Origin of the sequence: Chelatococcus reniformis (genome assembly GCF_014640075.1) — a bacterium.
Lineage (GTDB): Bacteria > Pseudomonadota > Alphaproteobacteria > Rhizobiales > Beijerinckiaceae > Camelimonas > Camelimonas reniformis.
This window is the reverse complement of sequence record NZ_BMGG01000002.1, coordinates 548,893-572,319: the sequence shown is the minus strand read 5'-3', so window position 1 is coordinate 572,319 and position 23,427 is coordinate 548,893. Positions and strand designations below refer to the sequence as shown.

At 67.4% G+C, this 23,427-nt stretch carries 20 protein-coding genes and 1 tRNA gene; 11 read left to right on the top strand and 10 right to left on the bottom strand.

The window, feature by feature from the left end:
- Nucleotides 1-9: 9 nt before the first annotated feature.
- Nucleotides 10-1,554 (bottom strand): acetolactate synthase large subunit, encoded by a 1,545-nt coding sequence (locus IEW34_RS07035; protein WP_188608427.1) that lies wholly within the window; start codon nt 1,552-1,554, stop codon nt 10-12.
- 283 nt (nt 1,555-1,837) lie between these two features.
- Between IEW34_RS07035 and IEW34_RS07030 the strand changes: the two genes are divergently transcribed.
- Nucleotides 1,838-2,818: a sensor histidine kinase gene (locus IEW34_RS07030; RefSeq protein WP_188608426.1), complete on the top strand. Its 981-nt coding sequence runs from the start codon at nt 1,838-1,840 to the stop codon at nt 2,816-2,818.
- On the opposite strand, the gene IEW34_RS07025 is transcribed toward IEW34_RS07030, so the two are convergent.
- The 3 genes from IEW34_RS07025 to IEW34_RS07015 all read right to left on the bottom strand — a co-directional run bounded on the left by IEW34_RS07025 (nt 2,797) and on the right by IEW34_RS07015 (nt 4,762).
- A complete protein-coding gene (locus IEW34_RS07025) occupies nt 2,797-3,267 on the bottom strand; it encodes a DUF192 domain-containing protein (protein WP_188608425.1) in 471 nt (156 codons plus the stop codon). The two genes, IEW34_RS07030 and IEW34_RS07025, sit on opposite strands and share 22 nt — an antisense overlap.
- Nucleotides 3,268-3,292: 25 nt before the next feature.
- On the bottom strand, nt 3,293-3,907 hold the full coding sequence (locus IEW34_RS07020) for a cold-shock protein (protein ID WP_188608424.1): 615 nt from the start codon (nt 3,905-3,907) through the stop codon (nt 3,293-3,295).
- 135 nt (nt 3,908-4,042) lie between these two features.
- Complete coding sequence (locus IEW34_RS07015; RefSeq protein ID WP_188608423.1) at nt 4,043-4,762, bottom strand: SIR2 family NAD-dependent protein deacylase; 720 nt, start codon at nt 4,760-4,762, stop codon at nt 4,043-4,045.
- Nucleotides 4,763-4,992: 230 nt separating this feature from the next.
- On the opposite strand from IEW34_RS07015, the gene IEW34_RS07010 reads away from it, so the two are divergent.
- The 10 genes from IEW34_RS07010 (at nt 4,993) to IEW34_RS06965 (ending at nt 15,467) form a co-directional block, all read left to right on the top strand.
- A tRNA-Glu gene (locus IEW34_RS07010) sits at nt 4,993-5,067 on the top strand.
- Between the two features lie 308 nt (nt 5,068-5,375).
- Nucleotides 5,376-6,815, top strand: a complete 1,440-nt coding sequence (locus IEW34_RS07005; protein WP_188608422.1) for a DUF7125 family protein — start codon at nt 5,376-5,378, stop codon at nt 6,813-6,815.
- On the top strand, nt 6,812-7,858 hold the full coding sequence (locus IEW34_RS07000; protein WP_188608421.1) for a sensor histidine kinase: 1,047 nt from the start codon (nt 6,812-6,814) through the stop codon (nt 7,856-7,858). Before IEW34_RS07005 ends, IEW34_RS07000 begins: the two co-directional genes overlap by 4 nt.
- A gap of 225 nt (nt 7,859-8,083) precedes the next feature.
- Nucleotides 8,084-9,736 (top strand): ankyrin repeat domain-containing protein, encoded by a 1,653-nt coding sequence (locus IEW34_RS06995; protein ID WP_188608420.1) that lies wholly within the window; start codon nt 8,084-8,086, stop codon nt 9,734-9,736.
- Between the two features lie 164 nt (nt 9,737-9,900).
- Nucleotides 9,901-10,641: an SDR family NAD(P)-dependent oxidoreductase gene (locus IEW34_RS06990; protein WP_188608419.1), complete on the top strand. Its 741-nt coding sequence runs from the start codon at nt 9,901-9,903 to the stop codon at nt 10,639-10,641.
- 136 nt (nt 10,642-10,777) lie between these two features.
- The gene (locus IEW34_RS06985) at nt 10,778-11,560 is read left to right on the top strand and encodes a thioesterase family protein (protein WP_188608418.1); all 783 of its coding nucleotides are present in this window, start codon (nt 10,778-10,780) and stop codon (nt 11,558-11,560) included.
- A 359-nt stretch (nt 11,561-11,919) separates the two neighbouring features.
- The gene (locus IEW34_RS06980; protein ID WP_188608417.1) at nt 11,920-13,119 is read left to right on the top strand and encodes an MFS transporter; all 1,200 of its coding nucleotides are present in this window, start codon (nt 11,920-11,922) and stop codon (nt 13,117-13,119) included.
- A gap of 158 nt (nt 13,120-13,277) precedes the next feature.
- Entirely contained in the window at nt 13,278-13,616 is a 339-nt protein-coding gene (locus IEW34_RS06975) for a hypothetical protein (protein WP_188608416.1), read from the top strand.
- 70 nt (nt 13,617-13,686) lie between these two features.
- Nucleotides 13,687-14,772 carry a hypothetical protein gene (locus IEW34_RS06970; RefSeq protein WP_188608415.1) on the top strand — a complete coding sequence of 362 codons (1,086 nt, stop codon included), beginning with the start codon at nt 13,687-13,689 and terminating at the stop codon, nt 14,770-14,772.
- A 185-nt stretch (nt 14,773-14,957) separates the two neighbouring features.
- A complete protein-coding gene (locus IEW34_RS06965) occupies nt 14,958-15,467 on the top strand; it encodes a DUF4864 domain-containing protein (RefSeq protein ID WP_244641867.1) in 510 nt (169 codons plus the stop codon).
- A 106-nt stretch (nt 15,468-15,573) separates the two neighbouring features.
- On the opposite strand, the gene tgt is transcribed toward IEW34_RS06965, so the two are convergent.
- The 6 genes from tgt to dnaE form a co-directional block, all read right to left on the bottom strand.
- Nucleotides 15,574-16,698, bottom strand: coding sequence for a tRNA guanosine(34) transglycosylase Tgt (tgt, locus tag IEW34_RS06960; protein WP_244641842.1), 1,125 nt, complete (start codon nt 16,696-16,698; stop codon nt 15,574-15,576).
- Nucleotides 16,695-17,792, bottom strand: a complete 1,098-nt coding sequence (gene queA, locus IEW34_RS30470; protein ID WP_244641841.1) for a tRNA preQ1(34) S-adenosylmethionine ribosyltransferase-isomerase QueA — start codon at nt 17,790-17,792, stop codon at nt 16,695-16,697. The genes tgt and queA overlap by 4 nt, the downstream gene beginning before the upstream one ends.
- Nucleotides 17,793-17,805: 13 nt before the next feature.
- Nucleotides 17,806-18,273 (bottom strand): peptidylprolyl isomerase, encoded by a 468-nt coding sequence (locus IEW34_RS06955; RefSeq protein ID WP_188608412.1) that lies wholly within the window; start codon nt 18,271-18,273, stop codon nt 17,806-17,808.
- A gap of 82 nt (nt 18,274-18,355) precedes the next feature.
- Nucleotides 18,356-18,907, bottom strand: coding sequence for a peptidylprolyl isomerase (locus IEW34_RS06950; RefSeq protein WP_188608411.1), 552 nt, complete (start codon nt 18,905-18,907; stop codon nt 18,356-18,358).
- Between the two features lie 184 nt (nt 18,908-19,091).
- Nucleotides 19,092-19,589 carry a pantetheine-phosphate adenylyltransferase gene (gene coaD, locus IEW34_RS06945; protein WP_188608410.1) on the bottom strand — a complete coding sequence of 166 codons (498 nt, stop codon included), beginning with the start codon at nt 19,587-19,589 and terminating at the stop codon, nt 19,092-19,094.
- Between the two features lie 115 nt (nt 19,590-19,704).
- On the bottom strand, nt 19,705-23,163 hold the full coding sequence (dnaE, locus tag IEW34_RS06940) for a DNA polymerase III subunit alpha (protein WP_188608409.1): 3,459 nt from the start codon (nt 23,161-23,163) through the stop codon (nt 19,705-19,707).
- Between the last annotated feature and the right edge of the window lie 264 nt (nt 23,164-23,427).

Genomic DNA, 23,427 nt, shown 5'->3' with positions numbered 1-23,427 from the left:
CAAAGGCCGCTACAGCTCGACTTCGATGAGATAGGGGCCGCGGCGAGCGATGCCGGCCTGGAAGGCGCGCGCGAACCCGTCGGCGGTGTCGACGCGCTGCCCCTCGACGCCGAGGCCCTTGGCCAAGCTGACCCAGTCGAGGTCCGGATTGGCGAGGCTCAGCATGTCCAGGGCCTTTGGACCCGGATTGTCGGCACCGACGCCCGCGAGCTCGCCACGTAGGATGGCATAGGAGCGGTTGGACCAGATCACGGTCAGCACGTCGAGGTTCTCGCGTGCCTGGGTCCACAGGCCCTGGACCGTGTACATGCCGCTGCCGTCAGCCTGCAAAGACACCACCTTGCGGTCGGGGCAAGCGACGGCCGCGCCCACCGCCATGGGGATGCCCAGCCCGATCGAGCCGCCGGTGAGCTGCAGCCAATCGTGCGGCGGCGCGGCCGCCGTCGCCGGGAAGAAGCCGCGGCCGGTGGTGACGGACTCGTCGCAGACGATGGCCTGCTCCGGCAGGAGCGCACCGATGACCTGCGCCAGCGCGCGGGCATCGAGTGCGCCAGTCGGCAGCGCCGCCTGCGCCATTGACGGCAAATCCAGCGCCGCGGTGCGCACGCCGAGCCCATCCGCGAGTTGCTCGAGCGCATCGCCCTGGTCTTCATCGACGCCCGCCAGGGTGATGATCCGGCACCCCGGGGGCGCCAGCTCGCTGGGCTTGTTCGGGTAGGCGAAAAAGCCGACCGGCGCGCGGGCGCCCACGAGCACCAGCGTGTCGACCGCTTCCAGAGTCTTCACGGCCGCGTCCACGACGTAGGGCAGGCGATCGACGGGCACCCTCCCCGCGCCGCGCGCCATGCGGGCGTTCGAGGTCTCTGCCAAAAGCGCGGCGCCGGTCGCGTCGGCGATGCGCCGGGCCAGCGCCAGCGGTGCCTCGCGCAACGCCTTGTCGCCCAGCAGCAGCATGCGGCGGCCGCCGCCGCGGAGCAGCGCTGCCACGGCCTCGACCGTCGCAGCGGAGACCGGCCGTGCCGGCGCGGCGGCCCCAGTCGGGGCGATGCCCGCTCCCTCATTCCAGGCGGTGTCGGCCGGCAGAATCAGCGTGGCGACCTGCCCCGGCGCGCTTCGCGCCGCGGCGATGGCCGCGGCCCCGTCGGCGGCCACGGCGCGGGAATCGACCGAAGTTCGGACCCAGCCCGACACCGGGCGGGCCAAGCTCTCGATGTCGGAGGTCAGCGGCGCGTCGAAGCGCCGATGATATGTGGCGTGCTCGCCGACGATGTTGACGACCGGGCTGCGGGCACGGCGGGCGTTGTGCAGGTTGGCGAGGCCGTTCGACAGCCCCGGTCCCAGGTGCAGCAGCGTCGACGCGGGCTTGTCGGCCATGCGCGCGTAGCCGTCCGCTGCCCCCGTCGCCACGCCTTCGAACAGGCACAGAACGCAGCGGATGCCGTCGACGCGGTCGAGGGCGGCGACGAAATGCATCTCGGAGGTGCCGGGGTTGGTGAAGCACACCTCGACACCGCCTGCCACGAGGGTCCTTGCGAGGCTTTCCGCTCCGTTCATCGCTCTCTCCCAAGGCATTCGAGCTGTTGCCGCCTTTGCTGACTGCGGGCGTACATAGCGGCCGCAGCCGCCGCTGTCCCATGCAGAATTCGCGGTTGCGTGCGCCCGCCACTCACGCGGTCCGCCGCGGAATTACCACCGCTGACAACTTGCAGGCGATGAACGGGCCGGGGTGGGGATCATCGCACGTCGAGATGCGTAGATTTGCCGCCGATCGGGAGGTTATCTGCGGTGGCTCGTTCCCGCGGCTTTCAAGTTCGCCGCCGACCGCTCGGAGCCGGACTTGAAATACAGCGGCTGGATCGACCTCATAGCGAGGGACCGCCCGCGGTGGTGGGAGATCGGGCTCGTGGCCGTCGGCTGCGTCGTCGCAGGTATCCTCTTCCGCCTGCTCTTCCATTCCGCGCTGGCCAATAGCGGACCGTTCGTGACCTTCTTTCCCGCCGTCATCATCGCGGCGATCTGGGGGGGCGTGCCGGCCGGGGTGACGGTGGTTCTTGCCAGCACGGTGGCGGCGGTCGTCCTCTATCGCCAGTTGGTGGCACCGGACTGGAGCTTCATCGGATGGGGCCTGCTCGGCCTCTACTGGATCTTCGGCGGCTTGCTCCTGGGGCTCGGCGCCGTGTTCCGGCGCACGCTCATCGATCTGGCGGCCGCCCACGCGCAGGCGCAACTCCTGGCCGCCGAAATGCAGCACCGGAGCAAGAATCTTCTCGCCGTAGTGCAGGCCCTGGTGGCACAGACGGCGCGCCGGACCGAGACCGTCGCAGCCTTCGAAGCCGCCTTCGCGCCTCGCCTCGGCGCCCTGCTCGAGGCGCAGGCGATCATCAGTGAGCGGGCTGCCGGCAATGTGCCCCTGCCGCAGTTGCTGGCGCGCGTCGTCGCTTCGTTCGAGACGGACGGACGGTTCAGGCTCGCCGGCCCCGCGCTGAACGTCGATCATCAAGCGGCGACGCCGCTCGCCCTGATCCTGCATGAACTCGCCACCAACGCGATCAAGCACGGCGCCCTGGGGTCCCATTGCGGACGGATCAGCCTCCAGTGGGAGCGGGCCGGGCGCGGGGTCACGATCGAATGGAAGGAGAGCGGAGGCCCGGCCGTTGCCGTCCCCGTCGCCGTCGGCTTTGGCTCACGGCTGCTGCAGAACGCGCTGCCGCGGCGCCTGGGCGAAGCCAGTCTCGCCTTCGAGGCTGATGGTGTGCGTGCCACGATCCGTCTCAAGCCCGACGCGATCGTCGCCTCTCATCTTTCGAACAGCCCGTGAACGACGCGGTCTCCCGGCTTGGCGCCGATCCGCGCCGCCGTGCCCGCATTCACCTCGAGGACGCTGAGTACGTTCTCGCCCGAGGAAATGATCCGTGTCGACTGCGGTTCGGTGTTCTCGACGATGCGGGCAATGGTGCCGTCCCTGCGGATGAACAGCATGTCGAGCGAAATGAAGGTGTCCTTCATCCACATGGACACCGGCTCGGTGGCCTTGAAGTCGAAGAGCATGCCGCGGTCCGCAGGCAGATAGCCGCGGAACATCAGGCCGCGCTCGCGCTCGTCCTCGCTGCGCATGACCTCGACGGTGAAGCTGTGGCGGCCCGTCGCCGTGATCACCGTCAAAGGCTCGAGCGCCGCGGCACGTGCAACCCCGACGAGGGCGACGACGCCCAATGCGAGGACGAGTGCGAGGGCCCGTCGCAGGGAGATCGTCTTCATGGCCACCATCAGGGAGCAGGCAAGCAGGGCGAAATCAATGGGAGGTCGGCGCCACACGATCGATGGGATGGATCTCCGAGGCCATGAGCCCTTTGGGTCCGTCGCCAAAGCGCACGAAGACGACCTGGCCGGGCTTCAGCTCCATCAGGCCATAGCGGCGCAGCGTTTCCATATGTACGAAAATGTCCGGCGTCTCATCCCCGCGCGACACGAAGCCGAAGCCACGCAGCCGATTGAACCACTTGACGACGGCACGCTCCAGCCCGCTCGTCGGCACGATGGTGACGTGGGTGCGCGGCTCCGGCAGCTCATAGGGATGAACCGCATCGTCCTCGTCCATGGAGATGATGCGGAAGGCCTGCAGCCCGCGGGTACGCCTGACGGCTTCGCAAACGACCCGCGCCCCCTCTTTGGCGGTCTGATACCCGTCCCGGCGTAGACAGGTGACATGAAGCAGCACATCGGGGCCGTCGTCGGCAGCGATGAACCCGAAGCCCTTGGCGACGTCGAACCATTTGATGCGGCCGGAGACTTCGATCAGGTCAAGCGGTCGCCCTTCGGCATCGACAGCGCGGCCGACATCCGCATCCCCGTCAAGCACAGTGGGGGCCCGCCGCCTTGCGCCGTCCGCCCCGAAATCGTCCGACATTCACGACCACCGTCGAATCGCGGCGCGATTCACGCGCTCAGGATATCATCAGGGCGCTGCACAGAAAGCCCGAAAGGTCGGCATGACATATAGGGATTGATCACAACGCCGGTTTGACGAGCGGCTCCTTTTTCATCATCCGGGCAGCGAAGCGCGCGTCAGAACGTCGCCGATATCATCGTTGACGACAAGATCGGCCATGGTGTCGAGCGGCGTCTCGTCACGATTGATGATCACCAGCTTGGCTCCGTTCCGACGCGCAAGCACCGGAAACGAGGCGGCCGGCTGCACCACCAGCGACGAGCCGATGACCAGGAACAGGTCGCAGGCGAGCGTCAATGCCTGGGCCTTGAGCATCGCGCGCTCCGGCATGGCCTGGCCGAACGAGATCGTCGCCGATTTCACGACACCGTCGCAGCTGACACAGCTCGGCGGCTGATTGCTGCCTTCAAAACGTCTGCGCACCTCCACCAATTCGTGTCGAAGACCGCAGTCGAGACACGTGGCGTAGGTGCCATTGCCGTGCAGCTCGACGATCTGTCCGCTTGGCACGCCCGATGCCTGGTGCAGGCCATCAATGTTCTGCGTGATGACGCCGGGCATGCGGCCCTGGGCCACCAGCCGGGCAAGCGCCTGATGGCCGCGCCCCGGCTGCGCGCCGCTGTAGATGTCGTCCATGGCGAACTTGCGCCGCCAGGCTTCCATCCGCGCAGTCGGACTGGCCAGGAACTCGCCGAACTCGATCGGCTGGTTCTTGAGCCAGGGGCTTCCGGGCGAGCGGAAATCCGGGACGCCGCACTCCGTGGAAATGCCGGCGCCGGTGAAGGCAACAATGGCGTCGGCCGCTGCCAGCATCCGCTGCAGCGCAAGGATATCCGTCTCGGTGGCGAACTCGGTGGAGCGATGGTCAGCGGTCACGGCGACGTCCCAGTGGCTGTCCTAAGATAGGCCCCGATCCGCCACGCGCAACGGCGGAGCGCCGCGGCCGTCCGGCTGTCGCCGACCTGCAATTTGAACCACGCATATTGCGCACGCATATTGCGAATGACGCGCGACACCCCTATACGTCCGCTTCCTCCTTGACCGCGCCCATCGTCTATCGGTTAGGACGCCAGCCTTTCACGCTGGAGAGAGGGGTTCGACTCCCCTTGGGCGCGCCAAAAGGCTGCGATGCCGGCCGCTGCCGAACTCTACCTTCGCCGCAGCGCAAATGTACGTTGCAGCTCGTTTTCGAGCCACGACGCGGGTCACGGATCGACGACCTCGACGCGCCGGCACGGAGGTGAAGCGGGACGAATGGCCCGGCACCTCGGCTCCTCGTCTGTCTCTTGCCTCACACTGGGGCTTCCCCTAGACAAGTGGTCGTGTACCTTTCCTGCCGCCTCACCGCAAAGTGAGCCCCGGGTATATCCACGGATGTGAGTCGCATAGCCGACCTACAGCTTCCCGTTGTGAGAGCGAAGGCAGCATGACAGAAGGAAAGAAGCAACCCACGGTGAGTTCGGGCATCGCGGGACTTGATGACATACTACGTGGCGGATTGCCGGCGGCAAATCTCTACATTGTGCAGGGCGATCCGGGGGCCGGTAAGACAACAGCCGCGCTTCAGTTCTTGCGCGCAGGCGTAGAAGCAGGCGAGCGTTGCATCTATGTCAGCCTCTCGCAAAGTGCGGCCGAACTTCAAGCCATAGCTTCGTCGCACGGGTGGACGCTCGAGGGCATCCGCATTGAGGAACTGTCGGCGTCGGAACCGGTGAATGGCGCCGCCGATCAAACAATATTTCAGACGTCGGAACTTCGCTTGGACGAAACCCGGAAGGCGATCGAGAGCGCGATCGAGGAACATAGGCCGCATCGATTGGTCTACGATTCGTTACTGGAGATCCGATTGATCACCGGCGATGCCCCTCGTTTCCGACGTGAGCTCATTGGCTTCAAGGCTTTCCTGGCCCGGCGCGGGATCGTGGCGCTCCTGCTCGACACGCAAACCAGCGGCGGTGATCACAACGGCGAAGAAATTGAGGGTATTGCCCATGGCGTGATTCGCCTCGACAAGGCGCTCGAAGAGTACGGCGCCGTACGTCGTCGCATCGAGGTGAGTAAAATGCGGGGCGTCGCCGTCGTCGACGGCTACCACGATATGGCCATTCGGGAAGGAGATGGCATCGTCGTGTTCCCGAGGATCGTGCCCGGCTCCAGCGGAGAGATCGTCAAGCCGCAACTGATCAAATCAGGGGTTGAGGCCCTCGACGAGATGTTCGGGGGAGGGCAGGAATCCGGAACCATAACGCTTGTCATCGGTCAGTCCGGCACCGGCAAGTCGACGATGTCATCGCTCTATGCGACCGCCGCGCTGCAGCGTGGCGAAGGCGTCGCGCTATTCCTCTTTGAGGAACGGCTCGAGACCTTCTTTCGGCGGTCCGAAGGTTTGGGCATGAACCTTCGTAAGTTTCACGAGGATGGTCAACTCGTCATCCATGATTTCAGCCCAAATCAAGTCTCACCAGGAGAGTTCGGTCAGATCGTCCAGCAGGTCGTCGAGCGCAACAAGACGCGAGTCGTGGTCATCGACAGCTTCACCGGCTATCTGAACTCACTTCCCCATCGCGAAAAGGCGGTGCTCGATATCCAGTCGCTTCTGAAGCATCTCGCGCGCGCGGATGTGTTGACGATGCTCATCGTCGCGCAGCACGGATTGCTCGGACAGAATGTCGGGATCGATGTCGATGTCAGCTTCTTGGGCGATACCGTTCTCCTCCTTCGGATGATGGAGCACGAGGGCCGGCTCCGGCGCAGCATCACGGTCGTCAAAAAGCGTCATGGTCCGCACGACCTGGACGTCCGAGAGCTTTCGATAGCGAGTTCCGGAGTCTCGGTCATTGCCTACAATCCCTTGCCCGACACGTGAGCGACGCCGAGCAGGACGATTTAGGGACCCTCGATTGGGTTCTTATACTGGCTCCATATCGAAAAGATGCTTCCTATACGGAGACACTTCTTCTTGAACACAAGATAAAGGCGCGAGCGACAAGCGCACAGGACTTGGCCGATTTGCTGGCCGAATCTCCGGGCGTGTTGGTCGTCACGCATGAGGCTCTCAATCAGGACGCAATCGCCACGATCGCGCGGTTCCTCGGTGATCAGCCGAACTGGTCGGAGATCCCGATCGTGGTGTTGGTGGACCGGGCCGCCTCGCAGGCTCGGATCCAGGCAACGCTCGGCGCAGCTTGGCCGCGCTCGCGCCAGCTATTCTATCAGCGGCCCGTCGCCGCCCTGGAACTCGTCAGCGGCATCCAGTCGGTCCTCCTGGCTCGGTACAGGCAGCGCGAGGTTCGCGACCATCTCGAGCGGGAGACGGAACTCCGGCTTGAACTCAATCACCGCGTGAAAAACATACTCGCCAGCGTAATGGCGCTTTTTGAGTTGACCCGGCGCAGGGGCGGGACAACTGAGGAATTGTCGGAGGATTTTAGGGCCCGGTTGACGGCCCTGTCCAACGTCCACTCGGCGGTCTTTCTTGCTGGAGGGGAGGAGGTGCCATTGGCGGATATCGTGAATTCCACTCTCGCGCCGTACCGCTCCGAAGAACTGACCCGAATCTTGATCGATGGCCCTCACCTCTCGGTTTCGCGCGAGCCAGCAACAACCCTGGCCCTTTGTCTGCACGAATTCGCTACCAACGCGATTAAATATGGTGCCCTGTCCAGTCCGGAAGGACATGTTCTATTGAATTGGGAGCTGTCCGCCGGCGCGGATCCGGATCTGACGATCAGATGGATCGAAACCGGAGGCCCCGCCGTCGTGGCACCGTCGCGAACTGGATATGGAACCCGCTATATACGCGCTGCCTTGACAGGCCTCTTCGGGCGCCCCCCCGAGCTTGTGTTTGATGCCGCTGGCCTTCAGTGCATCGTGAGCGGGCCACTGTCGCGTCTCTTACCGAACCATTGATCGGCTAGAGCGTTGCGGCTGGACGGCCGGCCGGAGCCACCGCCCCGCCGGTTGCCCCCACCGAATTGACCGTGCCATCCCCCGTGCCGTAGCCTGCACCGCAGCGGAGCAAGCCGCACCCGGACCCGCGGGAAGGGTTGAACCCACTTGCCTTACTGAGCTGGCCATCAAGCCTTTGTGCAGCCGGATTTGCGGGTCGTCGGCGGATCATGCACGGAGGTTGCCATGAAGCGGCTCACCGACAGGCCCAATCTCGACCATTTGAGGAAGCAGGCGAAGGACCTGCTGGCGCGCTACAGGAGCGGCGACGCGGCCGCGCTTGCCCGTATACGCGACGGCTTGCCCGCGGCGGTGGGGAAGGACGATGCCGCAGTCAGGAAGCTCGGCCTACGCCTCCACGATGCGCAATCATGCGTGGCGCGTGAGTACGGCTTTCCCTCGTGGACGGATCTGAAGATCTATGTGGAGGCACGCGTCGCGCGGGCATCCGGCCGCGTCCCCTCTCCTCTCGACTGGCTGCGGCTCGTCTATGCGGGCGATCTCGCCGGCGGAACGAGCCGTGCCAGGCCGCGGGTGGCGGCCATGGTTTTGGACGAGGCCCCCGGCTTCGTCGGTGACGACCCGTATCTCGCATGCGCCGCCGGCGACATAGCCGTCCTGCGCCGTGCAACGGAAGACGATCCGCAATGGGTCAATCGCTCCGGCGGCGCGCTCGACCTGCCGCCACTGGTCGCCGTCACGCATTCCAGCCTCGCGCGGTTGCCCGCCTTCCGCGAACGCCTGCACGCCTGCGCCCGGCTGCTGCTGGACGCGGGGGCGCACCCAAACCAGTCGGCTGGCAGCCGCTCGCCGCCGGCCTCGCTGAGCCAGCCCGCGGAGGAGGTCCGGCTGTCGGCGCTCTACGGTGCGGCCGGGCAGAACCACGATGGCGAGCTGACGGACCTGCTGCTGACGGCAGGGGCCAATCCGAACGACGGCGAGTCGCTCTATCACGCGCTGGAGAGCCTGGACTGCACGCGGCGCCTGCTGGCCGCGGGCGCGCGTATCGCCGGCTCGAATGCCGTCTATCGCATTCTCGATCTCGACAGCATCGACGGGTTGCGGCTGCTGCTGTCGTACGGCGCCAATCCCAACGAGCCGGCCCCGGGTGCGCCGACCGCCCATAGCGGCTCGCCGCTGCTGTGGGCGATCCGGCGACGCCGGTCACCGGCACACATCGCCGCGCTGCTGGCGGCCGGCGCCGACCCGGCAGCTCGCACGCGGGACGGCACCAGCGCCCATACGCTGGCACTCCGGCTCGGGTTGCCGGATGTGGCGGAGCTCCTGCCTTCCGATGCCGGAGGACCGATCTCCGACACCGAGCAGTTCATCACCGCCTGCGCACGTGGCGACAGGGCCCGCGCCCGCCGGCTGCTGGCACGGCGCGGCGGCCTCATGGCCGAGTTCACCGCCAGTCAGCTGCGCGTGCTGCCGGAGCTGGCCGCGCTGGGCTGCGGCGAGCCCGTGCGGCTCATGGTCGAGCTCGGCTGGCCGATCGCGACGACGGGCGGTGACTGGAACGCCTCGGCACTGAACCACGCGGTGTTCCGCGGCGATGCGGCGCTCACGCGGTTCTTGCTCGAGCACGGGGCAAGCTGGCGGGAACGGCATGGTTTCGGCGACAACGCCTGCGGCACGCTCTCCTGGGCCTCGTGCAACGAGCCCGTCGACGGCGGGGACTGGCTCGGCTGCGCCGAAGCGCTCGTCGCCCACGGCATGCCCATGGCGCAGCCCGATCCGGCCGGCGGGGCCGACGTCGTCATTGAGGGGTACCGCAAGCGCTTCTCCGACGAGGTCACGGATTTCCTGCTCCGCGGGCCCGCCTCCGGTCGAGTGTGAACCGAGCCCGGGCCTTCGGCGACGCGGGTGGGCTTCCTTGGCTGCCGCCATGCACGCGGACCGGGCTCGCACTGCGCCGCCGTCGGCGGCGAACAGTGGCCGACCCGCGTCGCCTTGGGATAAGGAACAAGTGCTACGACAACGCAAACGCGGAGGAACGTCACATGGACGATTTGTTCAGCCTGAAGGGGAAGGTCGCCGTCGTCACGGGGGGCTCGCGGGGCTTGGGCCTGCAGATGGTTCGCGCCTTTGCCCAGCGGGGGGCGGACGTGGTCATCGCCAGCCGCAAGCTCGATGCTTGCGAGGCGGCCGCGAAGGAGGTTGAGCAACTCGGCCGGCGGGCCCTGGCGATTTCCGTCAACGCCAGCCGTTGGGACGAGATGGATCGGCTTGCCGACGCCTGCTACGCCCACTTCGGCCGCATCGACATCCTCGTCAACAATGCCGGCATGTCGCCCGCCATCCCCTCGCACGAGATGAACGAAGCGATGTTCGACAAGATCGTCTCGCTGAACTTCAAAGGGCCGTTCCGGCTCGCATCGCTGGTGGCCAAGCGGATGGCCGACGGCGAAGGCGGCTCCATCATCAACATCTCGTCGAGCGGCGCGCTGGTGCCGCTGCCGACGGTGGTGCCGTATTCCGGCGCCAAGGCCGCGCTCAACGCCATGACGGTGTCGCTGGCGCGTGAATACGGGCCGAAGGTGCGGGTCAACGCCATCTCCGCGGGACCCTTCCTCACGGACATCTCCAAGGCCTGGACCGAGGAGAAGCGCACCACGTCCGACAACTCGCTGGGACGGCCGGGGCGGCCGGAGGAAATCGTCACCTCGGCGCTCTACCTGGCGAGCGACGCGTCGAGCTTCACCACGGGGGCGATCCTGCGCTGCGACGGCGGCATGGGCTGAGTCGGCGGGGCACCATCGCCGCTGCCATGCCTGGTGCGGGCGGCCGCCAGCCTCCGCCCCGCGGCCCGCGCCGGTTGCCGATCGGATCGATGCGCCGTATTGCGGCGCATCGATTCCCCCGAGGAGGCAGCAGGCCATGGATACGGTGTTCCGCGTCAACGGCGAGTCCGTTCTGGCCAGCCCGCTGGCGGCTGGTCCGTGGGACCTGTCCATGCAGCACGGCTCGGCGCCCTCCTCGCTGGCGATCTGGGCGGCTGAGCGCATGGAAACGGCGGTGCCGATGCAGGTGGCGCGGCTGACCGTGGATCTCATGCGTCCGGTGCCGATCGGCGAGCTCGAGCTCAAGACCGAGGTGCTGAGAGCCGGCCGCAAGATTCAGCTCTGCGGCGTGCGGCTGCTGGCCAAGGGCGTCGAGGTGGTGCGCGCCTCTGTGCTGAAGATCCGCCGGACCGAGACGCCTCTGCCCGGTGATGCCGGCGCGGTGCCGCCGCTCGATCTGCAGCTGCCGGACGCCTGCGAGCCCATGGATCCGGAGGGCGGCATCGGCAACCCCTTCATCACCGGCCTCTCGGCGCGCACCGCACGGGGCGGTTTCCGCCAGCCGGGGCCTGGCGCGGTGTGGTTCCGTGTCGATCGCACCATTGTCGAGGGCAGCCCGGTCTCGCAGGCCATGCGCGCGGCGATCGCGAGCGATTTCTCCAACGGCGTGTCGTCCGTGCTCGACTTCCGCCACTGGACGTTCATCAACGGCGACCTCACAGTCAGCCTCGCCCGGGAGCCCGTTGGTGATTGGATCCTGCTCAACGCGCAGACCTGGCTCGGACCGGACGGTGCCGGCATCGCCGCCGCCCGCCTAGGGGATGTGACAGGCTATTTCGGCCGCGCCGTCCAGAGCCTCGTCGTCGAGCCGCGCGGCTAGAGAGCATTTCCGCGTTTCTTCGGATCGCCGAAATGTTCTATCTATTTGATTTGTCGCGTTTTCTTCAAGAGAACCGGCGTCCACTTAGCTCGAAAACGCTCTCGCATCGGTGCGCCGCTGGCCGCGGTTGTGCGATCGGGCTGACATCATCCGACCGGGTAATGCTCCAACCTGTCGAATCGGGAGCGCTCCTTCCGTGCGCATGCTGGGCGTGCACGGACGGCGGTTGGCGGGTATCGCCGGCCGCGACATAAGTCCGGGCTGGCAACGGGCAAAAGGTTGGCGTCGGGCGAATGCTCCAGGCGAACGCAGGTTCAGGTCTACAGCGCGTCCCGGCGCACGGCCGCGGCTTTCCGGTCATGCTCGCGGCCCTCGTCTCGTGCTTTGCGCTGAGCCAGGCCTATCGCACGGTGCCCGGCGTGACCGCCGGCGCCATCGCCGCCGAGTTCAGCCTCAGCCAGCAGCAGGTTACCCAGTTCGCCGCCGCCTTCCACCTGGCCTTCGCGGTGATGCAGATCGGCGTTGGCATATCGCTCGACCGCTATGGGGCCAAGCGGACCGCCTGCTGGCTGTTCTCGCTCACCGTTCTGGGCGCCCTGCTCTCTGCGCTGGCACCGACCTATGCCGTCCTCGTCCTCGGCCAGGCGCTGATCGGCTTCGGCTGTGCCCCCGCGCTGCTGGCCTGCCTGGTCTTCATCGGCCGCCACGTCGGCGCCAATCGCCTGTCGGCCGTGTCGGGGCTGGTCATGTCCGTCGGCGGTATCGGCACGCTGATGACCGCGACGCCTCTCGCCTGGCTGGTCGAACTGTGGTCGTGGCGGGCGGGCTTCCTCGTCCTCGCGGCGCTGTCGGCGTTGGCGGTCCTCGCGTGTGGGCTGCTGGTCGAGCGCGATCCCGAGCGGGGCGCTGACGCCACCGAAAGCCTGGGTGCCTCCTTCCGCATGTTGTTTGCCGTGATCACCATGCGGCAGGCGCCGGCCATTCTGATCCTCGGCGGCATTACCTACGCGGTCGTCATGGCAATCCGGAGCCTCTGGCTGGTGCCGCTGTTCACCGAGCGGTACGACTTCAGCCTGGTCAGCGCCGGCAACGTCGTGCTGATCATGTCGGTCGCCATGATGCTCGGCCCGGCCCTGTTCGGCCGGCTCGATCCGGGCCCCCGGCTGCGCCGCCGGGTCATCTTCGCCTGCACGCTGCTGCTGGCTGCGCTGATCGCCGCGTTGGGGCTCTGCCCGGCGGCCAGCCCTGTCGCCGCCATCGCCATCGCGGTGACGATGGCGCTTCAGGGCGGTTTCACCATCCTGCAATACGCGGATACGCGCACCGCCTATCCACCCCAGTCGCAAGGGCGCGCCCTGTCGGCATTGACCATGTCGATGTTCGCCGGCGTGGCCATCGTCCAATGGCTGTCGGGCCTCGCCGCGGCGCTGGCCTCGAACCACGGGGCGGACCCGGTCACCGCGGCCTATCTCTCGCTGGCGGCCATCGCGGTCGCCGGGGCCGCCGCCTTCGCCTTGCTGCCCGGCCCCCGGCGACAGGAGCATGCCCCGGCCCCATGAGGTCACCCGGCAGGGCGGAGCGACACGTGGGCTGCACCTGGCTCCTGCAAAACTGCGCAAGTGTCACATCCCGACACTCGACTTGCCTGCGGCCGGGCGATAGGCAGAAGCATGACGAGTCCGGAGTTCGGATCGGAGCAGCAGTGGAGCCGGTGGCGATGGCGTTGAAAGCGATCAAGGCGTTGGGCGCCCTCGGCCTGCTCGTCGGCCTCTCGGCGTGGACGCCGTTGCTGCCGGGCCACCCGGGGCCGGCGATCCCGGTTTGGGACAACTCCTACGACATCATGCACTGCCGGAAGGTCCGCGTGGTGAGCGAGCCCGTCTACACCGATGCCGCCTTCGACCAGGCGCTCGACGCGATGATCGGCCGGACCGTGGCGCTCGGCGGCACGGATCTCTACCTGCGCAAGAACGGCCACGATTGGTCATCGGTGACCGGGGTGGCGTACCGCTGCGGCAGAGGCCCGGCGCGCCACAACAAGATCATCAAGTACTGATCATCCTGCGGCCGACCGTTCTGCACGCTCCAGACCCGGCGCCCGTCGGGCTGGCCGCGAACCCTGCATCATGACGTCCATCGCAAGTCCGGCTGCCGCCCCATCCTGGCTCGGCTTTCTACGCTGGTTCGGCGCCGCCTGGATTTGCGCGCTCGTCGCGCTGTTCGGCTTCGTCGTGGCGCTCGACCCCTACGGGATCTTCGCCTCGCCCCGCCGGGCGCCGGCCCCGATCATGGATCTCAATCAGCGCTTCATGTATCCGCAGATCGTTCGCAGCGGGCGCTACGATGCCGCCATCTTCGGCACATCGAGCATGCGGCTCGTGGACCCTGCGGCGCTTGGATCGCTGCTCGGCGCCCGCTTCGCCAACCTGGGCATGAACGCGGCGACACCCTGGGAGCAGATGCAACTGGCATCGCTCTTCGTGCGCACCGTCAAGGAGCCGAAAGTCCTGATATTCGGGCTGGACCCCAGTTGGTGCGCGGCGGACGCCGCCGACAACCGGCTGACCTTCCGCAGCTTTCCCCCGTGGCTCTACGACGAGGTGAGCCTTGCCGACCTCGGGCACGAATTCGACCTGAAGAGCCTGGAAATCGCCACCCGGGTCGCCGCACGACGGCTCGGCCTGGCGCGTGAGCGCATCCGCGCCGACGGCTACGAGGTCTTCACGCCGCCGGAGGCGACCTACGATCTCGCCCGCGCCAAAGCGCACATCTGGGCCGGCGCCCCCGACGTGACTCCCGTGGTTCCGGCAATCACGCCGTCGGCCGCCGAGCGCGCCGCGTGGCGTTTCCCGGCCCTCGCCTGGCTCGATGCGCTCCTGACGCAGCTGCCGCCCACCACCCGCGTCGTGCTCGCCTTCCCGCCGGCCCATATTGCCGTACAGCCGCGCCCCGGCTCAGGGGCGCAAGCGCACGAACAGGCGTGCAAGGCAGCCGTCGCGGCGCTCGCGGCGAGGCACGGAGCGGCAGCTGCGGATTTTCGGCTGCGCTCGCCGATCACCATGGACGACTCGAACTTTTGGGACCCCCTGCACTACCGCCTGCCGATCGCAGGTCGGCTCACGCACAATCTTTCATCGATTGCAAGCGGAACTTCTGGCGGTGTTGACAGTTTATTCGACATGTTGACGTATATGTCACAGCGCGAGCGGTAATTCAGAAAAAGACCTCATCGGCGTTCCAGGCGGTTAAAGCAGGCCAAAGGCGGCGAAGCGCATTGCGCGTTCGAGCTTCCCGGCAATGGCTCCCCTCAAGTGCCGCGACCAATGCGGCGGAGCGATGGAACGGAGGCGAAGGTCAGCGTGATTCTCACTCGAGCTGTACGTGTGCGCCTTGATTGATGGAGTTCGGTCCGATGCGTCCGTTCGCTCTGGTGTTCGCTGCTGCTGCGCTGATGGTCACTCCGGTGTTCGCCGCCGACCGCGTTTCCCTCGCCTTTCAGGGTGCGGATGCCGCAAGCGCACCTCGCCATCCGGCTCAGTCAGCGCTCGGGGCCCAGCCGGCTTCGACGCTCGCCGTGCAGAAGGTCATCGCCCGGCAGATCGACGCCGTGCGCCAGGCCGACGCCAAGACAGCGTTTTCGGTCGTATCACCGAAACTTCGCAAGCAATTCACCACCGATACAGCTTACCTGAAGGTCGTTAACAGGCAGTTTCCCGCCATTGCCGATGCGCGCATCGTGGCCTTCGGCGAGCTCAAGAAGACATCGTTCGGCCTCACCCAATTGGTCGAGATCTCCGACAGCTCGGGGCAGCCATGGATGGCCTTCTTCCTCGTCGACGCAGGCAAGGCGGGCCAGTGGCGCATTGCCAACGTCGTGATGATCAAGATGCCCGCCCAGGAGGCATAGCTCCTAGAGCGTTTTTTGAGCGAAGTGGACGCCGGTTCGCGTGAAGAAAACGCGGCAAATCAAACAGATAGAGCATTTCGGCGATTCAAAGAAACGCGGAAATACTCTAGCTCTCGTCGGCCTTTGACCACCCCAAGCGCGTCTGCGCCATGAATGCGTCGAGCCTGCCCTCGGCGACGGCACCGCGCAGGCCCGCCATGAGCTCCTGATAATAGGCTAGGTTGACCCAGGTCAGCAGCATCATGCCGAGGATCTCGCCGGCCTTCACCAGGTGGTGAAGGTAGGCGCGGCTGTAGATGCGCGCCGCCTCGCAGCTCGAGGTCTCGTCCAGGGGCCGTGCATCGTCCGCATGGCGGGCGTTCTTCAAATTGACCTTGCCATGGCGCGTGTAGGCGAGGCCGTGCCGGCCGGCCCGGGTCGGCATCACGCAATCGAACATGTCGATGCCTCGGCTCACCGCGCCGATGATGTCGTCCGGCGTGCCGACGCCCATCAGGTAGCGCGGCCTGTCTGCCGGCAGCAGCGGGACGACGACATCGAGCATCGCCATCATCACCTCCTGCGGCTCGCCCACCGCAAGGCCGCCGACCGCGTAGCCGTCGAACCCCATATCGACGAGGCCCCTGGCGCTCGCCCTGCGCAGATCGGGGACGTCGGCGCCTTGCACGATGCCGAACAGCGCCCGTCCCGGCACCGGGGAGAAGGCCGCCTTTGACCGCTCGGCCCAGCGCAGGCTGAGCCGCATGGCCCGCTCGGCCTCCTCCGGCGTGCAGGGCATGCGCACGCATTCGTCGAGCTGCATCTGGATATCGGATCCGAGCAAGGCCTGGATTTCGACCGATCGCTCGGGCGTCAGCTCGTGGCGCGAGCCGTCCAGATGGGACTGGAAGGTCACGCCGTGCTCGTCGATGCGGCGGAGCTTGGCGAGGGACATCACCTGGAAGCCGCCCGAATCCGTCAGAATCGGATGCGGCCAGTTCATGAACCGATGCAGGCCGCCGAGCGCCGCAATCCGCTCCGCCCCGGGCCGCAGCATCAGGTGGTAGACGTTGCCGAGCACGACATCGGCACCCAACTCCCGCACCTGCCCCGGATACATGGCCTTGACCGTCGCCGCCGTGCCGACGGGCATGAATGCGGGCGTGCGGATCTCGCCGCGGCCGGTGGCGATGCGCCCGGTCCGCGCCGCGCCGTCGGTCGCCGACAACTGAAAGGAGAACGGTCCCTTCACGTCGCACCGTCCGTGCGGCTGAGCAGGCAGGCATCGCCATAGGAATAGAAGCGATAGCCGGTCGCGACAGCATGGCGGTAGGCCGCGTGCATCGTCGTCAGCCCGCTGAATGCGCTGACCAGCATGAATAGGGTGGAGCGCGGCAGGTGGAAGTTGGTCATCAGCCTGTCCACGGCGCGGAAACGATAGCCCGGCGTGATGAACAGCGCCGTCTCGCCGGACCAGGGCTGGAGCTCCGCCCCGTCGGGCAAGCTCGCGGCGGCGCTTTCGAGCAGGCGCAGGGACGTGGTGCCGACCGCGACGATGCGGCCGCCGGCGGCGCGCGTCCGATTGATCGCCGCTGCGGTGTCGGCGGGCAATATGCCCCATTCCGCGTGCATGCGGTGCTCATTGGTGTCCTCAGCCTTGACCGGCAGGAATGTCCCGGCGCCCACGTGCAGGGTGACGAAGCGGAGGGCGATGCCCTGATCGGCGAGCCGGGCCAGCAGGGGCGCCGTCATGTGCAGGCCGGCGGTCGGCGCGGCGACCGCTCCCTCCTGCCTGGCGAACACGGTCTGGTAGTCGGTCTGGTCGCGCTCGTCGACGGCGCGGCGGGAGGCGATGTAGGGGGGCAGCGGCATGGCGCCGACCTGATGCAGGGCCTCGTCCAGATAGGCGCCGGCGAGATCGAAGCGCAGCCGCACCTCACCGCCCTCCCCCTTGCCTTCGACAGTCGCGTCGAGCGTGCCGAGGTGGCAGGCGGGGCTTGCGGTGGCGGCGCCGAAGTGCACCCGGTCCCCGGGCTCGAGCCGCTTGGCCGGGCGGGCGAAGGCGAGCCACGCATCGGGTGCCTTGCGCAGGTGCAGCGTCGCCTCGAACCGAGCAACCTGTCCGGCGCGCTCGCGGGTGCCCGCCAGGCGCGCCGGAATGACCTTGGTATCGTTCAGAATGAGAAGGTCGCCGGGGCTGAGAAGGTGCGGCAGGTCGCTCACCACCCGGTCGTCGAAGGCAGTGCTGCCTGCTACGACCAGCAGCCGGGCCGCCTCCCGCGGCTCGACCGGCCGGAGCGCGATAGACGCCTCCGGCAGGTCGAAATCGAACAGGTCGACCTTCACGAAGATCGCCCGCTCAGGCGACGTCGGCGGCGACCCGCATGGTGATGATCCGGTCGGGATCGCTGACCGGCTCGCCGCGCTTGATGCGGTCGACGTTGTCCATCCCTTCCTCGACCTTGCCCCACACCGAATACTGGCGGTCGAGCCACGGCGTGTCGTTGAAGCAGATGAAGAACTGCGAGTTGGCGGAGTTCGGGTTGCTGGTGCGGGCCATCGAGCAGGTGCCCCGCTGGTGCGTCTCGTCGCTGAACTCGGCCTTGAGGTCCGGCAGGTCGGAGCCACCGGTGCCGGTGCCCTTGGGGCAACCGGTCTGCGCCATGAAGCCGTCGATCACGCGGTGGAAGGCGATGTTGTCGTAAAAGCCCTGCCGCGCCAGCACCTTGAGCCGTTCGACGTGCTGCGGGGCGACGTCTGGCCGCAGCCCGATGACGACACGTCCCTTGGTGGTTTCCAGAATGAGGGTGTTTTCGGGATCGCTCATGATCAGGTCCTTCAAGGTCGCGCAGTGGAGCGCGACCGGTTGTCGTAGGTGAACGCGGATGTGAGCTGGGCGCGCCGCCCATTCACTTGTCGGTGGCGAGGCGCAGCTTGACGATCTTGTCGGGGCTCTTGACGAGCCCGTTCTGGCTGGAGTCGCCCTTCTTGATCTTGTCCACCACGTCCATGCCCGAGACGACTTCGCCGACGACGGTGTAGTTGTTGTCGAGCGATGGCGTGCGGTCGAACATGATGAAGAACTGCGAGTTGGCCGAGTCCTTCTCGCTGGAGCGGGCCATGCCCACGGTGCCGCGCTGGAACGGCGTCGCGGTGAACTCCGCAGGAATGTTCGGAAGATCCGAGCCACCCGCACCGGTCCCGGTCGGATCGCCGGTCTGCGCCATGAAGCCGCCGATCACCCGGTGAAAGACGATTCCATCATAGAACTTGCGCTTGGCCAGCGCCTCGATCTGAGCCACGTGCTTGGGCGCCAGATCCGGCCGCAGCTTGATGACGATGCGGCCGTCCTTGGTTTCGAGATAGAGCGTGTCCTTGAGATCGGCCTTCTGGGCCGAGGCGGAACCGAGCGGCACCACGCTTGCGGCGAGGATCGCAAACAGAACCAACAGGCGCTTCATCTTCGAACTCCCTTGAGTGCATGATTTGACCGGAAGGCCCCGCGCGAGCCATGGCGGACTTTAGCTATTCGTGCGAGCGACTTGTGTCGGTCCGCGAATGCGCGACATGAGCACCGTTGCGCGGCCGCCCGGTTCGGGCCTCCCGACGCGCGGCGCGCTTCCCGATCGGGTGCACAGCCAGGCCCTAGCGCCGGGCTCGCTCTGCGAGCTTGGCCGCCACGCTCGGCGGCACGAACGAGGACACGTCGCCGCCCATGGCTGCGATCTGGCGCACCAAGGTGGCCGTGATGGGGCGGACGGCGGGCGAAGCGGGCAGGAAGACCGTCAGCACGTCCGGCGCCATCGCCCCGTTCATGCCCGCCATCTGCATCTCGTAGTCGAGGTCGGTCCCGTCGCGCAGGCCGCGCACGATGCTGCCCGCGTCCGCCGCGCGGGCGGCGTCAACCGCCAGTCCGGCGAAGGTCACGACGTCGAGGATCGTCCCGGTCTGCGCCGCCAGCGAGCCGCATTCCTCACGGAGCATCGCCGCGCGCTCTTCCACCGTAAACAGCGGCGACTTGCCGGGATGAACGCCGATGGCGATGACGATCTTGTCGAACAGGCGGCAGGCGGCGCGCACCACGTCGATATGGCCGTTGGTGACCGGATCGAAGGAGCCGGTGTAGAGGGCGGTTCGGGTCATGCAGGCTCGGGCTATCTGCGGTTGTAGCGCTCCGCGCCGTGGGCACGGTGGGCGCACAGGTTGTGGCGGTGTAGCAGCAACGGGCGCAGGCGCAAAGTCGCCGGCGCTCGGGCGCTCAACTCATCTCGACATGCACCACGCCCGGCACGGCACGCAGCGCGCTGGCGACCTGGGGCGAGGTCCGATAGCGACCGGGCAGCTTCACCTCGACCTCGCGGCCGGCCTCCTCCAGCAGCAGGATCAGCGACACCTCGCTTTCGCCGCGATCGCGCAGGCGCTGCTCGACACTGGCGACCGGTCGCGCGTCGCGCAGGAAGATGCGCAGGCCCTTCTGGTGCTTGGCAACGGCCTCGTCCAGCGGCTCCACGGTCTGGATGCGCGCCCTCACCTCGTCGCCCTCCAAGGACGCCTGGACGATCAGGACCAAGGGCCGGCCCGGCTCGAGCAGGTCGCGGTAGCGCTGCAGGCCTTCCGAGAAGATGATCGCCTCGAAGTGGCCGGACTGATCGGACAGCGTGACGATGCCCATCTTGTTGCCGCTCTTGGTGCGCCGCTCGCTGCGATCGAGCACGGTCGCCGCCACACGCCCCATGGCGGAGCCCGCCTTGACGGAGCGCACGAAGTCGCTCCAGCGCTGCACCCGGATGCGGTCGAGCAACTCGCCGTACTCGTCGAGCGGATGGCCCGTCAGGAAGAAGCCGATGGCGTCGTACTCCTTCTGCAGCCGCTCCGCCGGCAGCCACGGCTCGTAAGGGGGCGTGCGCAACACCTCCGGCGCGACGCCGCGAGGATCGTCGAAGAAGCCGTGCTGCCCCTCCGCGGCTGCGGCCTGGGTGCGATGGGCGAGCGCCATCACCGCCTCGGCGGATGCGGTGGCGCGCGCCCGGTCGCCTTCCACATCGTCGAGGGCGCCGGCGGCGATCAGCGCCTCCAGCGTGCGCTTGTTGACCAGGCGGGGGTGGATGCGTCGGCCGAAATCACCGAGGTCGGCGAAGGGCCGGTCGCCCCGCGCGGCCACGATCGCCTCCACCGCTTGGCCGCCGACGCCCTTGACGGCGGCGAGCGCGTAGCGGATGGCCGAGCCGCTCGGGCCGTGGTCGACCTCGAAGGCGACGTCCGAACGGTTGATGGACGGCGGCTCGACGCGGATGCCGAGGCGCTCCGCCTCGCGCCGGAATTCGGCAAGCTTGTCGGTGTTATCCATGTCGAGCGTCATCAGCGCCGCCATGAACTCGACCGGATAGTTGGCCTTGAGATAGGCCGTCTGATACGCGACCAGGGCGTAGGCGGCAGCATGGCTCTTGTTGAAGCCATAGTCGGCAAAGCGGGCCAGCAGGTCGAAGATCTCATCCGCGAGGGCCTTCTCCAGCCCCCTCTCCATGGCGCCGCGCACGAAGCGGTCGCGCTGGGCGTCCATCTCGGCCTTGATCTTCTTGCCCATGGCGCGGCGCAGCAGGTCGGCTTCCCCGAGCGAATAGCCGGACAGCTCCTGCGCCACCTGCATCACCTGCTCCTGGTAGATGATGATGCCGAAGGTCTCGCGCAGGATGCCGGCGAGCTTGGGGTGCAGGTACCAGCGCTCTTCGGGCTCGCCCTCACCGTGCTTGCGCTCGCAATAGACGGGGATGTTCGCCATGGGGCCCGGCCGGTAGAGCGCGACGAGGGCGATGAGGTCCTCGAACCGGTCGGCGCGCATCTCCACCAGCGCCTTGCGCATGCCGGGACTTTCCACCTGGAACACGCCGACCGTCTCGCCGCGCCCGAGCACCTCGAACGTCGTGCGGTCGTCGAGCGGGATCGCGGCGAGATCGATGGCGATGCCCCGCCGCTCCAGCAGGTCGACCGCGGTGCGCAGCACCGTGAGGGTCTTGAGGCCGAGGAAGTCGAACTTCACCAGGCCCGCCTGCTCCACCCACTTCATGTTGAACTGGGTGACCCGCATGCCGGATTTGGGATCGCGGTAGAGTGGTACCAGTTCCTCCAGGGGCCGGTCGCCGATGACGATGCCGGCTGCATGCGTCGAGGCGTGCCGGTGCAGGCCCTCGAGCTTCTGAGCGATGGCGAGCATGCGGCCGACCACCGGCTCCTCCGTGGCCGCCGATTGCAGCTTGGGCTCGTCCTCGATCGCCTTCTTCAGAGAGACCGGGTTGGCCGGATTCTGGGGCACGAGCTTGGTCAGTCGATCGACCTGGCCGTACGGCATCTCGAGCACGCGGCCCACGTCACGCATGACGCCGCGCGCCAGCAGCGTGCCGAAGGTGATGATCTGGGCGACGCGCGTCTCGCCGTAGCGCGCCTGCACGTAGGAGATCACCTCGTCGCGGCGGTTCTGGCAGAAGTCGATGTCGAAGTCGGGCATCGACACGCGCTCGGGGTTGAGGAAGCGCTCGAACAGCAGGCCGAAGCGCAGTGGGTCGATATCGGTGATGGTGAGGGCGTAGGCGACGAGCGAGCCTGCGCCCGAGCCACGCCCCGGTCCCACCGGGATGCCCGCGGCCTTGGCCCACTGAATGAAGTCCGAGACGATGAGGAAGTAGCCCGGGTATTTCATCCGCTCGATGACGGACAGCTCGTAGTTCAGCCGCTCGGTATAGTCCGTGTCGGCGAGCCCCGCGGCCGGACCGTGCGCCGCCAGCCGCGCCACTAGCCCCGCCTCCGCCCGCCGTCTGAGATCGACCGCCTCGTCCATGTCCTCCGTGAAGCGCGGCAGGATCGGGTTCGCCTTGCGCGCCCGCACGGAGCAGCGCATGGCGATCTCGACGCTGGAGGCCAAAGCCTCCGGCAGGTCCTTGAAGCTCTCCGCCATCTCGGCGCGGGTGGCGAAGGCATGGCGTGGGCTGAGGCGACGCCGGTTCTCGTCGGAGACCACGCGTCCCTCGGCGATGGCGAGCAACGCGTCATGAGCCTCGTGATCGTCGGACTTGGCGAAATAGGGCTCGCTGGCGGCGACCAGCGGCAGCCCGTGGTCGTAGGCCAGGCGCAGCAACTCCGGCTCGACCCTCCGCTCGTCGGCAAGACCGTGGCGCTGCAGCTCGACATAGAGCCGGTCGCCGAACAGCGGCCGCAGCCGGCCGAGCCGGGCCGCGGCAAGATCGGTGCGTCCCGCGGCAATCGCCTGGTCGAGCGGGCCGGCCGGGCCGCCGGTGAGCGCTATCAGGCCTTCGCTGTGGGCCGCGAGCACCGCGGCACCGATATGGGTCGCCTCCCCCGCCTGGCTGTCGAGGTAGGCGCGGCTGGTGATGCGCAGGAGGTTGCGATAGCCCTCCTGCGTCGCCGCGAGCAGGACGATGCTGGGATGGCGATGCCCGACCATCTGCCGGGCGCCCGGCTCCGGCATCTCGAAGGCCACCGAGACCTGCAGGCCCGCGATGGGCTGGATCCCGGCCCCCGACAGCTTCTCGGAGAATTCCAGCGCGCCGAACAGGTTGTTGGTGTCGGTCAGCGCCAGCGCCGGCTGTCGATCCGCTGCCGCGAGCTTCTGGAGCGTGGCGATGGTCATCGCCCCCTCGAGCAGCGAGTACGACGAGTGCACGTGCAGGTGCACGAAACCGACGTCGCGCAAGATCTTGGCCATGGTCGCTCCCGGAGCCGGTCACAGGCGGGGCCCCTGGCCGAGTATCGGCCGTCCGGGCGCGGCGCTGAAGCTTCGCCAGCGCCTCTCCTGTGGATGGAACCGGGCCACGGCGTCGCGCCGCGCGCCCAGCGCTCAGGCACCGGCAGCGATCCCCGCCCACAAGCCGATCATGGCAACGAACAGCGACAAGGCGGCGAGCTCGGCCGCGCCACGAAGGATGAGATGGGTCATGTGAGGACTCCCGAAAGCGAACAAATGCAATAT

Coding starts and splice junctions, on each gene's coding strand:
- IEW34_RS06995 (WP_188608420.1), top strand. CDS start 8,084: ATGAAGCGGCTCACCGACAGGCCCAATCTCGACCATTTGAGGAAGCAG.
- IEW34_RS07035 (WP_188608427.1), bottom strand. CDS start 1,554: ATGAACGGAGCGGAAAGCCTCGCAAGGACCCTCGTGGCAGGCGGTGTC.
- IEW34_RS06990 (WP_188608419.1), top strand. CDS start 9,901: ATGGACGATTTGTTCAGCCTGAAGGGGAAGGTCGCCGTCGTCACGGGG.
- dnaE (WP_188608409.1), bottom strand. CDS start 23,163: ATGGCCAAGATCTTGCGCGACGTCGGTTTCGTGCACCTGCACGTGCAC.
- IEW34_RS07025 (WP_188608425.1), bottom strand. CDS start 3,267: ATGGTGGCCATGAAGACGATCTCCCTGCGACGGGCCCTCGCACTCGTC.
- IEW34_RS06965 (WP_244641867.1), top strand. CDS start 14,958: ATGGAGTTCGGTCCGATGCGTCCGTTCGCTCTGGTGTTCGCTGCTGCT.
- IEW34_RS06985 (WP_188608418.1), top strand. CDS start 10,778: ATGGATACGGTGTTCCGCGTCAACGGCGAGTCCGTTCTGGCCAGCCCG.
- IEW34_RS07015 (WP_188608423.1), bottom strand. CDS start 4,762: ATGCTGGCAGCGGCCGACGCCATTGTTGCCTTCACCGGCGCCGGCATT.
- IEW34_RS07020 (WP_188608424.1), bottom strand. CDS start 3,907: ATGTCGGACGATTTCGGGGCGGACGGCGCAAGGCGGCGGGCCCCCACT.
- IEW34_RS06950 (WP_188608411.1), bottom strand. CDS start 18,907: ATGAAGCGCCTGTTGGTTCTGTTTGCGATCCTCGCCGCAAGCGTGGTG.
- IEW34_RS06970 (WP_188608415.1), top strand. CDS start 13,687: ATGACGTCCATCGCAAGTCCGGCTGCCGCCCCATCCTGGCTCGGCTTT.
- coaD (WP_188608410.1), bottom strand. CDS start 19,589: ATGACCCGAACCGCCCTCTACACCGGCTCCTTCGATCCGGTCACCAAC.
- IEW34_RS07005 (WP_188608422.1), top strand. CDS start 5,376: ATGACAGAAGGAAAGAAGCAACCCACGGTGAGTTCGGGCATCGCGGGA.
- IEW34_RS06980 (WP_188608417.1), top strand. CDS start 11,920: ATGCTCGCGGCCCTCGTCTCGTGCTTTGCGCTGAGCCAGGCCTATCGC.
- IEW34_RS06975 (WP_188608416.1), top strand. CDS start 13,278: ATGGCGTTGAAAGCGATCAAGGCGTTGGGCGCCCTCGGCCTGCTCGTC.
- IEW34_RS06955 (WP_188608412.1), bottom strand. CDS start 18,273: ATGAGCGATCCCGAAAACACCCTCATTCTGGAAACCACCAAGGGACGT.